The following is a 14,407-nucleotide window of genomic DNA, read 5'->3' as shown; positions in this document are numbered from 1 at the left end:
GGTCGGTTTTCCGATCCACCGGTTGAGAGGTGAACCCCTTGTCGACGAAGCCCTGTGTCGTGCTCGTGGACACCTACGAAACGGCCGACCACGGGTTGCCGCAGACCGCCCGGCACATCGCGCCGGCGTTCCTGGCGCTGGGCGCGGAGTGTGTGCGTGTGCAGAGCGCGCCCGACGCACCCGGGCAGTACCGGAAGTCGTCGCCCACCATGAGCAACTATCGCGAGAACATCGTCCACGACGGTGATCTCGCGAAGACACTGGACGCGCTGGCGGTGCACAGGCCGGTCGCGGTCGTGGCAGGCGGCGAATACGCCGTCGCGTTCACCGACGAGCTCAGCGAGGCGCTGGGAGTGCCGTCGAACGGCACCGCGCTGTCCCTTGCCAGGCGGGACAAGGCCGCCATGGGCGAGGCCGTCGCCGCGGCGGGCCTGCCCGTCGCACGGCAGTTGTCGACCTCCGACGAGGCCGAACTCGCCGCCTGGCACCAGGAGGTGGGCGGACGGATCGTCGTCAAGCCGAACCGCAGCGCCGGCGGGGACGGTGTGTCCTTTTGCGACACTCCGGAGCGGTCCGTCGAGGCGCTGCGCACGATCACCGGCCGCCAGAACGTGTTCTCCGAGGACAACGACCTCGTCATCGCGCAGGAATACCTCGCGGGCACCGAGTACATGATCAACACGGTCAGCATGGACGGCCTGCACCAGGTGTGCGACATCTGGAAGACCTCGCGCTTCGCCATCAACGGGGTGTCCGACCTGCTCGGTGCCTGCCAGATCGTGCCGAGGCGCGGCCCGGGCCACGACGAACTGGTGAACTACGCGTTCGCCGTACTCGACGCGCTGGGCATCCGGCACGGCGCCGCGCACGTCGAGATCAAGCGGACCCCGCAGGGCCCACGGCTGATCGAGGTGGGCTCCCGCCTCTCGGGCGGCGACCTGCCGCACCTGGCGCGGCTCGCGATCGGCGAGTCCCAGCTGGACTGGATGGCGGACGCGGTGCTGCGACCGGAGAGGTTCCGCGAGCGGTGGGGCGAGGACTACCGGATCCGGCGGCACTACGCCTGGTCCGCGCTGCTCTCGCCGGTCGAAGGCACCCTCCGCCGGTACACGGTGCTCGACGAGATCGAGCGGCTGGAGAGCTTCCACGAGATGTTCGTACTGACCCAGCCGGGGAAACCGTTGCGCCGCACCGTCGACGACACGACGTTCCCGGTGGTCGTCACCTTCATGCACGAGATCGAGGAGTACGTCCTGCGCGATCTCGGCACGCTGCGGTACCTCGACGGCGTGGGCTGCTACGAGCTCGAACCATGACGGCGCCGGGATTCCTGCGGACCCGGCTCGGCGGGCTGCCGAAATCGTTCTGGGTGCTGTGGACGGGCACGCTCGTCAACCGGCTCGGCACGATGGTCCTGCCGTTCCTGGCGCTGTATCTGACCAGCGAACGCGGCCTTTCGGTGGCGACGGCGGGCACCGTGCTGGCGTTGCTCGGCATCGGCCAGGTGTTCTCGCAGCTGATCGGCGGCATGCTGGCCGACCGCATCGGCAGGCGGGCGACGCTGACCGGCGGCATGGTCGCGACCGGCGCGATCATGCTGGTGCTGGGTTACGTCGAACGCCTCGAACTGATCGCGGTCGCCGCGCTGCTGCTCGGGCTGGCACTCGACGTGTTCCGCCCGGCCACCCAGTCGATCGTGGCGGATCTGGTGCCCGGCGCCGACCGCACGCGGGCTTTCGGGCTGCTCCTGTGGGCGATCAACCTCGGCTTCTCGATCGCGATGGTGCTGGGCGGGACGTTGGCCCGCGCGGGATTCACGACGCTGTTCTGGGTGGACGCGGCGACGTGCGTGCTGTTCGGGCTGCTGGTCTGGCGGGCGGTGCCGGAGACCCGTGGTGGCGGCGGACCCAGGGAACGGGGCGGCTTCACCGTCGTCCTGCGCGACCGGGTCATGGTCGGCCTGATGCTGGTCTCGCTGGTCGTCGCCTTCGTGTTCCTGCAGAGCCTGGCCACGTTGCCGCTGGCGATGCGCGAGGACGGTCTTTCCCCGGCGGGGTACGGGCTGGTGATGGCGGTGAACGGGATCGTCATCGTGGTCGTGCAGCCACTGGTGGGGCATCGGCTGGGCCGGTGGGATCCGTCGCGTGTGCTCACTTTCGGGATCCTGTTGACGGGATTGGGTTTCGGGGCCACGGCCTTCGCTTCGACGACACCGGCGTACGCGGTGTGCGCGGTGTTCTGGACCCTCGGCGAGATCGTGATCCAGTCGGTGGGTGTCGCGATCGTGGCCGAACTCGCCCCGCCGCATCTGCGCGGCCGGTACAACGGCGCCTACGGTACGGCGGCGGGCCTCGCCGCGTTCGTCGCTCCGCTCGGCGGCACGCAGCTGCTGGTACTGGGCGCGCCCGTGTTGTGGAGCGTCTGCTTCGGTCTCTGCCTGGCCGCGGCCGTCGGTCAGCTCCTGCTCGGCAATGCGGTCCGTCGCCGGATGGCCACCACGGCGGTTCCGGTCGCGGCCGTCGGCTGAGCGGGCTTCATCCGTCCATTCTGGACGCGAGGATCGCCGCGCCGGGACCGGAAAGCTCGTCCAGTGCCACGGCCCGGCCGGCGATCGACAGCAGGACCGCCTCACCGGGGCCGCGCACTTCCGGTCCGGATCCGGCCGACCAGTCGACGTCCGTGGCGACGAGCCGGAGTCCGCGCGCCCGCTTGCCGGCCTTGATCGGCGGCGCGTAGCGGGCGAAAGCCAGTGCATGACGCAGCCTCTCCGGCGGCACCTCGCGCGGAAACCCCAGCGGACGCCGGATGTCCTGGTGGTGGAGCAACCCGTCGAGCAAGGCCACCCGTCCGCCGAACGCCGAGGTCAGGCCGCGAGGTTCGAGGTGTTCCTCGATCCTCGCGATCAATTCCTCCGGTGTCCGATCCGGTTTTCGTGCGACCCCGAGCGCGTTCATCCGGTTCAGCCGCAGCCCGCCGCGGACGGCCTGGCCGACGAGGTCGCGGAAGCGCTGGGTGTCGTAGTCCACGACATGAGCGACGACCTCGCGGACCGTCCACTCCGAACACAAGGTCGGCGCGTCCCAGTCTCGCGGGGACAGCGTCCGGAGGAACGCGGCGAAGTCCGCCCGTTCGTCCCTGGCGAGTCGCGCGACCGTGCTCATCGGCGGCCTCCTGTGGTCATTCGTAGTCGAGCCACCCGCAAACGTAGTAGTTCGTGTCCTCGTTCCGCTCGACGTACCAGGAATAGACGACGTCGCCCGCGAGTTTGCCGGTGCGCGCGTTCCGCTGGGTGACCTTGGCCTGGACCGTCACGAACTCCTGTCCTGACGGGACGGAGTACGGCAGCATCTCCCAGCGCTCGACGTAGTGTCCGTGGAGTTCGAAGCCGAGCAACGTCGACCTCAGGCGCGGGCAGGTCCCGCTGCGCAGGGCGGTCATGTCGTGATTGGCGAGCCCGTTCATGTAGACCTGGAACACGCGGTCGATCGCGGCGGGTTCGAGGCTCGGCGCGGATGACGTCGACGACGTTGCCGGCGCGGACGCTGTAACGGTGAGAGTCTGGGTCTCGGCTGGGGGAGTCGTTTCCCGTGGGAGATCGGAACGCGAGATCGGGAAGCCGCCGCGGCACCCGGAGAGCGCGATGCCGAGGCCGAACAGGAGCACGCACGCGCGGGCGCGCGAAGTCGAAGGTCTCACGGGGGCGACGCTATGAGGCCTTCACGTACTTGGAAGGGTGCGGAGGTCGAGTTTCCTCGGCTGAGCTGCGGGTAGGGACCTTCCCGCCCGGCCAGCACCGGGAATGATCCGAGTGGGGAGGATTTGGGACGTTCAACGTCCCAAATCCTCCCCACTCGACCCAACTGCGGCGAGCTTCCGGGTGCCACGCCCGAACAACCCAGCTCAGCAGTTCTCCAGGAAGTGCCGCAGCACCCGCGTGCCGAACCGCAGTCCCTCCACCGGCACCCGCTCGTCCACGCCGTGCGCCATCGCCCGGTACGGGAAGCCTTCCGGCAGCAGCAGAGGCGCGAAGCCGTAGCAGTCGATCCCGAGGGGGCTGAACGCCTTCGCATCCGTTCCGCCGCCCATGCAGTAGGGGACGACGACGGCTTCGGGGTCCTCCGAGCGCAAGGCGTCCGCCATCGCGTCGAACCACGGCGAATCCACCGGCGCCTGGACCGGTGGCTGATGCGCGACGAACTCGCGGGTGACGCCCTCGCCGAGCATCGCGTCGATCTCGGCGAGCAGCTCCGGTTCGGCGTCAGGCAGGACGCGGACGTCCACCTGGGCCTCGGCCGAAGTCGGGATCACGTTCACCTTGTAGCCGGCGTCGAGCATGGTCGGCGTCGTGCTGTTGCGCACCGTCGGCACCACCAGCGCCCCGGCGGGCCCGAGCCGCGCGATCGTTCCGTCCACATCGGACAGATCGACCGGGACGCCGAGTGCTTCCCCGGTGCGTTCGAGGAAGGCTTGGACGGTCGGGGTCAGCTGGACGGGCCAGCGGTGCGCGGCGATCCTGCCGAGCGCCGTGATCAGCCGGGTGACCGCGTTCTCGTCGTTGGGACGCGAGCCGTGTCCCGCGCGGCCCTTGGCCGTCAAGCGCAGATGCGCGGTGCCGCGTTCGGCCGTCGCCACCGGATAGAGCCGCACGATCCGGCCGTCGGCGGCGGGCACGTGGTAGGTGTACGCGCCCGACTCGCTGATCGCGGCCGCGCAGCCGTCGAACAGGTCCCGGTGCGCCGCGGCGAGCCAGTGCGCGCCGTATTCGCCCTTGTCCTCCTCGTCGGCCACGAACGCCAGGACGATGTCCCGCCGCGGCCGGACGCCGGTGGAGAGGGCGGCGAGCACCATCGCGCAGAAGTCCTTCATGTCGACGGCGCCGCGGCCCCAGAGGAACCCGTCGCGGATCTCGCCGGAGAACGGGTCCACCGACCAGTCGGCGGCGTCCGCCGGGACGACGTCGAGATGCCCTTGCACGAGCAGCGCGGGCAGGCTCGGGTCGGTTCCGGGGACCCGGGCGATCACGTTCGCGCGGCGGGGCGCGGACTCGATGATCTTCGAGTCGATCCCGAGCCCCGACAACAGCGACGCCACGTACTCGGCGGCCTCGCGCTCGCCCTCCGAGTCCCCGTTGCCCCGGTTCGTGGTGTCGAACCGGATCAGCCGCGAACAGACTTCGACCACATCGAGTTCAGCCATAGATACCCTGCACCGCCCCAGCCGCGATCGCCGTGACGATCTTGAACGCCTTCATCGCTTCGGTCATGTCCGGCGCGTCGAAGCCGACCCGCCGCACGCCGATCTGTTCCACCGTCGGGATCACCGCCGCGGCCTGCGCGAGATGGCTCGCGTCGAACTCGACCTCGATCCGGTGCGGAGCGGTGTACCGCTCGACCCGGCCCGCCCGGTTCATCGAGTCCGCTGCCGCGGACGACAGCAGCTCGGCCGTCCTGGCGGGTGGCAGGCAGATCGCGGCGTAGCGGCTGACGCACTCCTTCACCGTGACCAGCTCGGCTTCGGGCGCGTAGTCCTGCGCGTCGTCGCAGGCCTTGTCGTCACCGGAGACGACCAGCACCGGGACGCCGTACTCGGCGGCCATCGCCGCGTTGAGCCTGCCTTCGCTGGCGGGTACGTCGTCGAGCCACACGCCGGTGATCTGGTTCTCCAGGTACGTGTGGGACAGGACGCCGTCGAAGCCCGCTCCGGCGTGGTAGCCGAGGAATACGACACCGTCCACGCCGCTGTCGATTCCCTGCATCATCGAGAGCGGCTTGTGCCGGCCGGTGAGCATGCGCGCGCGGCCGTCGAGGTCTTCGAGCAGCAGGTTCCGTTGCGAGGAATGCGCCTCGTTGACCAGCACGTCGGTGGCGCCGGAGTCGAACAGGCCCGCGATGGTGGCGTTGACGTCGCCGGTGAACAGGCGGCGGAATCGTTGCCACTGCTCGGTGCCCGGAATGACGTCCTCGGTCCAGGTGACGCCGGTGGCGCCCTCCATGTCCGCCGAGATCATGATGCGCATGCCGGGCACCCTAGCCGAGGCTCTTTGCCCCCGCCGCCGGGCTCAGGGCCAGGAACCGGAACGCGGGTAGACCGCCCAAGCGCGCTCCCAGGCCGCCGCCCGTTGCCGGTCGAGCACCAGCCGGACGAGCCGCTGCAGCAGGACGAGCGCGGCGACCACCGCGAACCAGAGCCACAGGCCGACGAGCACGGAATCGAACACCGCCGACGACGCGTTCCTGGGGGCGGTGGTGAGCTCGCCGCGGGCGTCGATCCAGATCGGCATGGCCGCTCCGGCGGGGCTGCCCGGCGCCGCGAGGACACCGCCGGTGTGCCGGACGCCGCGCGAGTCGGTCCAGGTCGCCTCGGTGGTGGAGGTGTCGGTCCCGACGCTCTCGCTGTCGACGATGCGGACGGGCGCCGCCTTCAGCAGGTACGCGGTGGCGGGATGACGGCCGGTCGAGTCGGCGGCGGCCGCGGCGACCTGCCTGCCGTGGTTGGCCGAGCCGACGGCGGCCGCGACCGGGATGGCTAGCAGCGCCGCGAGGATCACGAGCTTGAGAAGGAGGGCTTCGAACCGGTCGGAGCCGCGCGCCAGCGAATTGTGACCAGGGAAGAGCCGTCGCCGGAACCGGGCGATCGGACCGCTGGACCCGTGCACGAGGAACCCCATTCCCTCAGACCGCGAAAACCTCCATGGTCGATTCTCGGTCACCGGGGCGCCGCTGTCGCGGTATGGGGACACAGACCACTCTGTGAACCCGTACACAACCTTTTATTCGTTTTGCCCGTCCGGGTTCTCCCGCTACCGTCTTCGGCATGGGGATTTTCTTCACTCTGTGATTCTCGCCTTCGACGCGGCCCTGGCGTAGAGCCTTCGCTCCGCCGGGTCGCGTCCTTCCCTCATGTCCTTCCCTCGCGAGAATCAGGAGGACGCCGCTGTGCGTACCCCGCATCGAAATCCCGGAACACAACTCGTGCTCTCCGGTGTCACCAAACGCTTCGACGACCACGTCGTGCTCGACCAGATCTCCTTCACCGTCAAACCGGGGGAGAAGGCGGGCGTCATCGGCGACAACGGCTCCGGCAAGTCCACCCTGCTCAGGCTGATCGCCGGCCGCGACCGGGCGGACAACGGCACCGTGACCGTCACCGCGCCCGGCGGCGTCGGCTATCTCCCGCAGACGGTGGACCTGCCCGACACCGCCACGGTCGGCGACGCGATCGACCTCGCGCTGGCCGACATCCGGGAGCTCGAATCCCGGCTGCGGACGGCCGAAAAGTCGCTCGAGACCGCCGAAGACCTGGCCGCGTACGGCGATCTCATGACCGCGTACGAAGCCCGTGGCGGTTACGAGGCCGACGCCAGAGTGGAAGTCGCCCTGCACGGGCTCGGGCAACCGGGTCTCGATCGCCGCCGCGCGCTGGGCAGCCTCTCCGGTGGCCAGCGTTCCCGGCTGGCGCTCGCGGCCACCCTGGCCGCGTCACCCGAACTGCTGTTGCTGGACGAGCCCACCAACGACCTGGACGACGACGCCGTCGCCTGGCTGGAGAACCACCTTCGCGGGCACCGCGGCCGAATCGTCGCGATCACCCACGACCGGATGTTCCTCAGCCGTGTCACCACGACGATCCTCGAGGTCGACGCCGACCGCCGGACCGTCCAGCGGCACGGCGACGGGTACTCGGGTTACCTCGCGGCGAAGGAGGCCGCGCGGGCCCGATGGGTCCGCGAATACGAGGAGTGGCGGCTGGAAAAGGCCCGTTACGAACGGCTGGCGGACCTCAACATCGACCGGTTTTCGGCGATCCCGCGCAAGGCCCCGGCCGCGTTCAGCGGGGCGGGCGCGTTCCGGGCCCGCTCCCGGGCGCACGGGGCGATGAGCCGGATCCGGTCGGCCCGCGAGCGGATCCAGCGGCTGGAGACGAACCCGGTCCCGCCGCCGCCGGAGCCGCTCCGGTTCACCGCGCGGATCGCCGCGGGGGAGACGGAGGCCGCCCAGTACGTGGTGAAGGCGGACGACGTGTCGGTCGACGGCCGTCTGCCGCGGACGTCGCTCAGCGTGCTGCCCGGCGAACGGATCCTCGTGACCGGACCGAATGGGGCAGGCAAGACCACCTTGATGAGGGTGCTCGCCGGTGAGCTCGCGCCGTCGACGGGATCGGCGGAGCGGACGGGCCGGATCGGGTTCCTGCACCAGAACGGCGGGCTCGTCGCCGACGCGCGGACCGTCTTGACGGTCTTCGCCGGAGACGAGGACGAGGACGAGGCGGCCGAGCGGTTGCTGTCACTGGGCCTGTTCCGGGCGCCGGATCTGCGCAAGCCGGTCCGGGAGCTGTCCATCGGGCAGCGCCGCAGGCTGGAACTGGCCAGGCTGGTGACGGCCAGGACCGACCTGCTGCTGCTCGACGAGCCGACCAACCACCTCTCCCCGGATCTCGTGGAGGAGATGGAGCAGGCGCTCGCCGCCTACTCCGGCGCGCTCGTGGTCGTCACCCACGACCGGCGGATGCGGCGGACGTTCGAGGGCAGGCGACTCGAACTGGTCACTTCAGCGGCGTGAGTGCTCCGTCCACTTTGGCCGGGTTGAGGCAGCTGTTCAGCCCGTCCACGAGCGAGCAGAGTCCGGGCCCGCGGTTGAGCCGGTAGCCCTGCGGCACGCCACCCGCGGTCACCAGATCCTGGTACGCGGGAACGGCGTCCGTGGGGCGACGGGTCAGCGCCGGATCGGTGAGAGCGTCCACTGTGTACAGTCCGAACCGGGCACGGTAGCTGCCCCATTCGTAGTTGTCGGTGAGGCTCCAGTAGTTGTAGCCGATGAGGTTCATCCCGTCGGCCTTCGCACGCTGGAGCCAGTACACGGTGTCGCGCACGTGATCTCCGCGCGTGTAATCCGCGTCGCGGAGTTTCCCGTTGTCGGTCGCCATGCCGTTCTCGACGATGTAGAGCGGTATGCGCGGGAACCGGTTGTGGTAGCTGCGCAACGCGTAGTAGATGCCTTCGGGCTGGAGTTTCACGTCCCAGAACTTGTCGCCGGCGGCGGCGAACACCGTCCAGTTGTCGATGCTGAGGCCGTAGTAGTAGTCGATGCCGATGAAGTCGAGCTTGTCCTTCACCTGATCGAGGAAGAACCAGTCGGCCATCCCGTTGACCCCGGTGATGTAGGCCTGGTTGCTGGTGACCTTCGAGGTCGGGTCGAGTTCGTGGATGAGGTCGTAGGCCCGGCGGTGTGCCTGGACGACGTTGGACTGCGCCGCGAAGTACCGCGTGGCGTCCAGCGCGCCGACCTTCTGCTCGTTCCGGAGGAAGATGAGCGGCTCGTTGAACGTCACCCAGAGGACGTCCTGCCCGGCGTAGCGCTGGACGATCTTCCGGCTGAACTCCAGCCACGTGTCGGCCGTCCGCGTCTCCGCCCAACCGCCCTGGTCGAGCGCCCAGCCCGGATACACCCAATGGTTGAGCGTGATCATCGGCGTCATGCCCGCGGCGCGGACCTGCCGGAGCACGTCGTCGTAGAAGGCCAGTTCGGTCTCGTCCCACCGGCCGGGTGCGGGTTCGACGCGAGCCCACTCGACACCGAAGCGGTAGGTGTTGACCCCGAGGCCGGCCGCGAGGCGGATGTCGTCGGCGTAGCGGTGCCGGAAGTCCACGGAGTCGCGGTACTCGTCGACGCCGTCCTTGCCGGCGGAGCGGTCCACGAACCGCTTCCAGTTGCTGTCCGGGGCGTTGCCCTCGGACTGGTAGCCGGACGACGCGACACCCCAGTAGAAGTCCCGGGACCACCCGTCGTCCTGCGATGCGGACGCGTTCACGGCCGTAAGTGTCGCGCATAGTGAGACGGCGACCACCGAGGACAACACCCGGCGTAACCTTCTCCGATGCTCCGGCCACTTCGTCGATCGTTCACCGTCGTCCGCCATCTTCCGGACGCTAACGTGGGTGAACGGCGTAAACAAGCGGCCGTCCGGGGACTTCGACGATGACGTTGGGGAGATGATCGACTTGACCGGCAGCACGGTCCGCCATGCCGTCTATCTGCCGCCTTTCGGCCCGTTCGGTGAGCCGGGAGTGCTCGTCGACCTCGCCGTGCGCGCCGAGGCGGCCGGCTGGGACGGGTTCTTCCTGTGGGACCACGTCGTCGCGGACACCATGCCCATCGCGGATCCGTGGACGACGCTCGGCGCCATCGCGCACGCGACCAGCAAGCTGTTGTTCGGCCCGATGATCACGCCGCCCGCCCGGCGCCGGCCGTGGGTGGTCGCGCGGCACGCGTCGACGGTCAGCCGGCTCTCCGGCGGCAGGCTGATCCTCGGCACCGGCCTGGGTTCGGACGAATCCGGTGACTTCAGCCGATTCGGTGAGCAGACCGACCTGCTCACCCGGTCAGCGATGTTCGACGAAGGCCTCGACGTCATCCGCGCGATCTGGTCCGGCAGGAGGTTCGACCACGACGGCGCGCACTACCAGGTCGCGCTCGCCGAGGCGCCGCCCGAACCGTTCCCGATCCCGATCTGGGTGGCGAGCTCCACCGACAACCCGCGCGTCGTCCGGCGGGCGGCGCTGTGCGACGGGATCTTCCCGAACCCGGAGGACCACACGCCGACCGCCGAGGAGATCGCCGAGACCCACCGCGCGCTCGGTCTGGCCGGGCTGGAACCGGGCCGTCCCTTCGACGTCGCCGTGGCGGGGAACGCGAGCCCGGCGTGGGAGGAGCCGATCAAGGTCGATCTGCCCGCGCTGGGGCAGGCCGGGATGACCTGGTGGATGGAGTCGCTGATGCATCTCGACCCGCTGGAGCTGTCGCAGAAGATCGTGGACGCCGGTCCGCCTCGGTGGTGAGTGGCAACTCGTCCCGTGAGTGGTAAGGGCGGTTCTAACGACCTAAAACACTCACGAGCGCCGGGTTGCTTCCCCAAGTACATGAAGGGGGCCTTCATGTACTTGGGGAAGGTGAAGGTCGAGTTTCCTCGGCTGAGCCGAGGGAAGGGGACCTTCACGCGAGGCCGTCGTGACTGCTGGTGCAGGTGGGGCGTATGTGGCGATCATCGAATCCGTGAGGGCCTCCTTGAGGGACCCAGAGTCCCTCAAGGAGGCCCTCACGGACTGGCCGGGCAGGTGGGTCTGTCCAAAGTGGAACGACGCTGCGCCGTCCGCAGGATTCCGTTGCTCCGAACGACTTCATCGCCCTTGCGGTCCCGCTGGCCTTTGATAGCGTCACCGCGCGCGTCCTGCGAACCAGTGACGCATGGGGGAGGGGTCGAATGGTCGACGGGCATCACGCGATGCGGCTGGAGACCGGGGTCACGCTGATCAACGCGTTGTCCGGCGAGCACGTCCACGGCAGGCCGAAACCAGCGCTGGGCGGCCACGATCTCGTCCGCGTCGCCACCGAGGCACTCGGCGGCGACGGAACCGGCAACGGGCAGATCGACCTGCTCACCGCGGAGCGATTGCGGAATCTCGCGGCGCGGCTGCGGGAGATCATCGAGTCGCTGTCGCGGCGGGAGCACGACGAGGCGGCCGGCCTGCTCAACCGGATGCTCGTCGACAGCAAGGCCCGCCCGTCTTTGCAGCGCCACGGCGAACAGTCGTGGCATCTGCATTTCCACGGTCCCGAAGCCGACCTCGTCCAGCAGTGGGCGGCCGGGCTCGCGGTGTCGGTGGCCGCGGCGTTCGGCGAGCACATCCCGCATCGCGTCGGGCTGTGCGCGGCGCCGCGCTGCGATCAGGTGTACATCGACGCGAGCCAGGCGCAGATCAAGCGGTTCTGCGGGCTCGCCTGCCAGAACCGGGTCAAGGCCGCCGCGTACCGCGCCCGCCGGTCAGGATCGTGATCCGCGCGGTGTCGCGTCGATGTACCACTCGCGGTTGAACGCGAGGCCGAACAGCGGCGCCGGCAGCCGGGTCACGACGCGCATGAGCGGTGCCAGCCTGCCGTTCCCCTTCACCTGCGAGGAATGGGCGGCGATCGCGGCCTGCTTCTGACGGGCGAAACGCCGGACGTCGAACGTGTGCGTGATCTCCGAGCGGGCGCTGTACGCGCGGAGAAGCGCGTCGACGTCGTAGCGGAACGGGATCCGCGCCAGGCGCACGATCCGCACCAGGCGTGCGACGGCGTCGCGGGGGATCGTGGCCTCCAGCAGCCGGACGTCGCCGGCGAGTTCCGCCGCGCGCTTTCCGACCTCGTGCACCTTCACGTGGTCGCGGTGACCGTAGCCGCCGTTGCGGTCGTAGCTCAGGAGTACGGACGCCTTCTCCGCGCGCAGGATCGCCACGAGCCGCGCCGCCGCTTCGTCGGTGCTCGCGCGGACGAACCGGACCCAGCCCGGCGGATCCGGATAGAGGATCGCGCCGTGGCCGCTGCCCGCGTAGCCGAGATGGACGACCCGATCGACGCCCAGCACCTTCGCGCTCGCTTCGAGTTCGGCCCGGCGCGCCGCGTCCGCGCCCTGCATGCCGATGGTCGCGACCACGAGGACGACCCGGTGGCCGTCCGCGGCGGCGCGGGCGAGGGTGCCGCCGGTCAGCAGGGCTTCGTCGTCGGGATGGGCGTGGAAGGCCACGATGGTCGTCACGCTCCGAGCATGCCCGAGGTCGCCGGAACCGTCGGTGGTCAAGTCTTGACCGTCCGTCGACCCTGTGGGTAATCTTCCCTTTACTTTCCAATAGTAAGGAAAGTTTCCTATTTAACTCCGCCGCCCTGACCGTCGGCGCGCCAACGTCGGTGCCGTCGACGCGAGAGGAGAAGCCGAATGCGCTGGGACAAGATCCGACTCCGGGTGACGGCCGCGCTGGCCGCCGGGCTGCTGGCCCCGGTCGCCGCCGCGAGCACCTCGATGGCGACCGAGACCGTGACAGAACCCGCCACGCAGGCCGCCGCCGCGCTGCCGCCGGGTAGTCCGGCGGCGATCAACGGACAGCTGAAGGTCTGCGGCCTCCAGCTCTGCAACTCCGCCGGCAAGCCGATCCAGCTCCGGGGCATGAGCACCCACGGAATCCAGTGGTTCAGCCAGTGCGTGAAGACCGCTTCGCTCGACGCGCTGGCCAACGACTGGAAGGCCGACGTCCTCCGGATCTCCATGTACATCCAGGAAGGCGGCTACGAGACCAACCCGCGCAAGTTCACCGACATGGTGCACGGGTACATCGAGGAGGCCACCAAACGCGGGATGTACGCGCTGGTCGACTGGCACCAGCTCACCCCCGGTGACCCGAACGCGAACCTCAGCCGCGCCAAGACGTTCTTCACCGAGATCGCCCAGCGGCACAAGGACAAGACCAACATCATCTACGACATCGCCAACGAGCCCAACAACGTCAGCTGGGACCGCGTCCGCAGCTACGCGGAGCAGATGATCCCGGTCATCCGGGCCCAGGACTCCGACGGCGTCGTGCTGGTGGGCACGCACGGCTGGGGGTCGCTCGGCATCTCCGACGGCCGCAATGAGACCGACATCATCAACAACCCGGTGCGCGCCAGCAACTTCATGTACACGTTCCACTTCTACGCGGCGTCGCACAAAACGGAGTACTTCAACGCGCTGAGCCGCGCCGCGAGCAAGATCCCGCTGTTCGTGACCGAGTTCGGCACCCAGACCGCCAGCGGTGACGGCGGCAACGACTTCACCAACTCCCAGAAGTACCTCGACTTCCTGGCGTCGAAGAAGATCAGCTGGACCAACTGGAACTTCTCCGACGACAGCCGTTCGGGCGCGGTGTTCAAGCCGGGCACCTGCTCGGGCAGCTCGTTCACCGGTACGGCCCCGCTGAAGCCCGCCGGTGTCTGGATCCGGGACCGCATCCGCACCGCGGACAACTTCCCGACCTCCTGATCCCGGCAGCGCGTACGTCAGGAAAGGGTCGTTCAGGACGGAAAACGTCCTGAACGACCCTTTCCTGACATTTCAGCCGAGCGGTTCGAAGTCCAGCGCCGCGAGCCGGTCCGGGTCGGCCAGGATGTCGATCGCCGCGATCTTCCCGCCCACGACGGTGAACGCGAAGACCGTCGTCGGCACGCCGTCCTTGGTGACGACCATCCCGGCCGCGCCGTTGACCAGCGCGGGCCGCAGCTCCCCGCCCTCGCCCGCGGCCCGGAACATGAGCGCCTGGCTCGCGATCTTGGCCGCCCCGCGCACGAACCGCGAGGTCCCCGCCGGAGCCGCGCCACCCTCGGCGCGCAGGATGACGTCCGGGTCGAGCACCGAGACCAGCGCGTCGAAATCGCCGCCCCGCGCGGCGGCGAAGAACGCGTCGACGACTTCCCGCTGACGGCCCAGATCCGCGTCCGGGACCGTCGGCGAACCTTGCAGGCGACGGCGCGCGCGGCTGGCCAGCTGCCGGGTCGCGGCGGAAGACCGGCCCACGATCGGCGCGATCTCGTCGAACGGCAGGGCGAACATGTCGTGCAGGACG

13 protein-coding genes and 1 pseudogene are annotated in these 14,407 nt (G+C 69.4%); 6 read left to right on the top strand and 8 right to left on the bottom strand.

Features of this window, described 5'->3' with window-relative positions:
- Positions 1-38 precede the first annotated feature (38 nt).
- Both AVR91_RS19870 and AVR91_RS19865 read left to right on the top strand, forming a co-directional pair.
- Positions 39-1,316, top strand: a complete 1,278-nt coding sequence (locus tag AVR91_RS19870; protein ID WP_063272941.1) for an ATP-grasp domain-containing protein — start codon at positions 39-41, stop codon at positions 1,314-1,316.
- Complete coding sequence (locus AVR91_RS19865) at positions 1,313-2,527, top strand: MDR family MFS transporter (RefSeq protein WP_063272910.1); 1,215 nt, start codon at positions 1,313-1,315, stop codon at positions 2,525-2,527. Before AVR91_RS19870 ends, AVR91_RS19865 begins: the two co-directional genes overlap by 4 nt.
- A 7-nt stretch (positions 2,528-2,534) precedes the next feature.
- On the opposite strand, the gene AVR91_RS19860 is transcribed toward AVR91_RS19865, so the two are convergent.
- From AVR91_RS19860 to AVR91_RS19840, 5 genes are all read right to left on the bottom strand, one after another.
- Positions 2,535-3,161, bottom strand: a complete 627-nt coding sequence (locus AVR91_RS19860) for a maleylpyruvate isomerase family mycothiol-dependent enzyme (RefSeq protein ID WP_063272909.1) — start codon at positions 3,159-3,161, stop codon at positions 2,535-2,537.
- Positions 3,162-3,177: 16 nt separating this feature from the next.
- Positions 3,178-3,696 (bottom strand): hypothetical protein, encoded by a 519-nt coding sequence (locus AVR91_RS19855; protein WP_228709252.1) that lies wholly within the window; start codon positions 3,694-3,696, stop codon positions 3,178-3,180.
- Positions 3,697-3,900: 204 nt separating this feature from the next.
- Positions 3,901-5,196, bottom strand: coding sequence for a M20/M25/M40 family metallo-hydrolase (locus AVR91_RS19850; RefSeq protein ID WP_063272907.1), 1,296 nt, complete (start codon positions 5,194-5,196; stop codon positions 3,901-3,903).
- Complete coding sequence (locus tag AVR91_RS19845) at positions 5,189-6,016, bottom strand: M55 family metallopeptidase (protein ID WP_063272906.1); 828 nt, start codon at positions 6,014-6,016, stop codon at positions 5,189-5,191. The genes AVR91_RS19850 and AVR91_RS19845 overlap by 8 nt, the downstream gene beginning before the upstream one ends.
- A 42-nt stretch (positions 6,017-6,058) precedes the next feature.
- Positions 6,059-6,655 (bottom strand): Rv1733c family protein, encoded by a 597-nt coding sequence (locus AVR91_RS19840; protein WP_228709251.1) that lies wholly within the window; start codon positions 6,653-6,655, stop codon positions 6,059-6,061.
- Positions 6,656-6,935: 280 nt separating this feature from the next.
- Here AVR91_RS19840 and abc-f point away from each other — a divergent pair, with 280 nt between their 5' ends.
- Entirely contained in the window at positions 6,936-8,558 is a 1,623-nt protein-coding gene (gene abc-f / locus AVR91_RS19835; RefSeq protein ID WP_083737646.1) for a ribosomal protection-like ABC-F family protein, read from the top strand.
- On the opposite strand, the gene AVR91_RS19830 is transcribed toward abc-f, so the two are convergent.
- Positions 8,542-9,807: a family 1 glycosylhydrolase gene (locus tag AVR91_RS19830; RefSeq protein ID WP_083737644.1), complete on the bottom strand. Its 1,266-nt coding sequence runs from the start codon at positions 9,805-9,807 to the stop codon at positions 8,542-8,544. The genes abc-f and AVR91_RS19830 overlap by 17 nt on opposite strands.
- 181 nt (positions 9,808-9,988) lie before the next feature.
- On the opposite strand from AVR91_RS19830, the gene AVR91_RS19825 reads away from it, so the two are divergent.
- Both AVR91_RS19825 and AVR91_RS19820 read left to right on the top strand, forming a co-directional pair.
- Positions 9,989-10,834: an LLM class flavin-dependent oxidoreductase gene (locus tag AVR91_RS19825; protein ID WP_063272902.1), complete on the top strand. Its 846-nt coding sequence runs from the start codon at positions 9,989-9,991 to the stop codon at positions 10,832-10,834.
- A 422-nt stretch (positions 10,835-11,256) separates the two neighbouring features.
- The gene (locus AVR91_RS19820; RefSeq protein ID WP_063272901.1) at positions 11,257-11,829 is read left to right on the top strand and encodes a CGNR zinc finger domain-containing protein; all 573 of its coding nucleotides are present in this window, start codon (positions 11,257-11,259) and stop codon (positions 11,827-11,829) included.
- Here AVR91_RS19820 and AVR91_RS19815 read toward each other — a convergent pair.
- Positions 11,818-12,570 carry a PIG-L deacetylase family protein gene (locus tag AVR91_RS19815; RefSeq protein WP_063272940.1) on the bottom strand — a complete coding sequence of 251 codons (753 nt, stop codon included), beginning with the start codon at positions 12,568-12,570 and terminating at the stop codon, positions 11,818-11,820. The genes AVR91_RS19820 and AVR91_RS19815 overlap by 12 nt on opposite strands.
- Positions 12,571-12,747: 177 nt before the next feature.
- On the opposite strand from AVR91_RS19815, the gene AVR91_RS19810 reads away from it, so the two are divergent.
- Positions 12,748-13,827, top strand: coding sequence for a glycoside hydrolase family 5 protein (locus AVR91_RS19810; RefSeq protein WP_063272900.1), 1,080 nt, complete (start codon positions 12,748-12,750; stop codon positions 13,825-13,827).
- A 72-nt stretch (positions 13,828-13,899) separates the two neighbouring features.
- Here AVR91_RS19810 and AVR91_RS43850 read toward each other — a convergent pair.
- Positions 13,900-14,407 (bottom strand): annotated as a pseudogene (locus AVR91_RS43850) (RNA polymerase subunit sigma-70); the annotation flags it as partial.

Source organism: Amycolatopsis keratiniphila subsp. keratiniphila (assembly GCF_001620365.2).
GTDB lineage: Bacteria > Actinomycetota > Actinomycetes > Mycobacteriales > Pseudonocardiaceae > Amycolatopsis > Amycolatopsis keratiniphila.
This window is presented reverse-complemented; position numbering and strand designations above follow the sequence as displayed.

What these genes read in the sequence shown, in the direction of transcription:
- AVR91_RS19860 (WP_063272909.1), bottom strand. Translation starts at nt 3,161, where the DNA reads ATGAGCACGGTCGCGCGACTCGCCAGGGACGAACGGGCGGACTTCGCC.
- AVR91_RS19810 (WP_063272900.1), top strand. Translation starts at nt 12,748, where the DNA reads ATGCGCTGGGACAAGATCCGACTCCGGGTGACGGCCGCGCTGGCCGCC.
- AVR91_RS19850 (WP_063272907.1), bottom strand. Translation starts at nt 5,196, where the DNA reads ATGGCTGAACTCGATGTGGTCGAAGTCTGTTCGCGGCTGATCCGGTTC.
- AVR91_RS19825 (WP_063272902.1), top strand. Translation starts at nt 9,989, where the DNA reads ATGATCGACTTGACCGGCAGCACGGTCCGCCATGCCGTCTATCTGCCG.
- AVR91_RS19820 (WP_063272901.1), top strand. Translation starts at nt 11,257, where the DNA reads ATGGTCGACGGGCATCACGCGATGCGGCTGGAGACCGGGGTCACGCTG.
- AVR91_RS19845 (WP_063272906.1), bottom strand. Translation starts at nt 6,016, where the DNA reads ATGCGCATCATGATCTCGGCGGACATGGAGGGCGCCACCGGCGTCACC.
- AVR91_RS19865 (WP_063272910.1), top strand. Translation starts at nt 1,313, where the DNA reads ATGACGGCGCCGGGATTCCTGCGGACCCGGCTCGGCGGGCTGCCGAAA.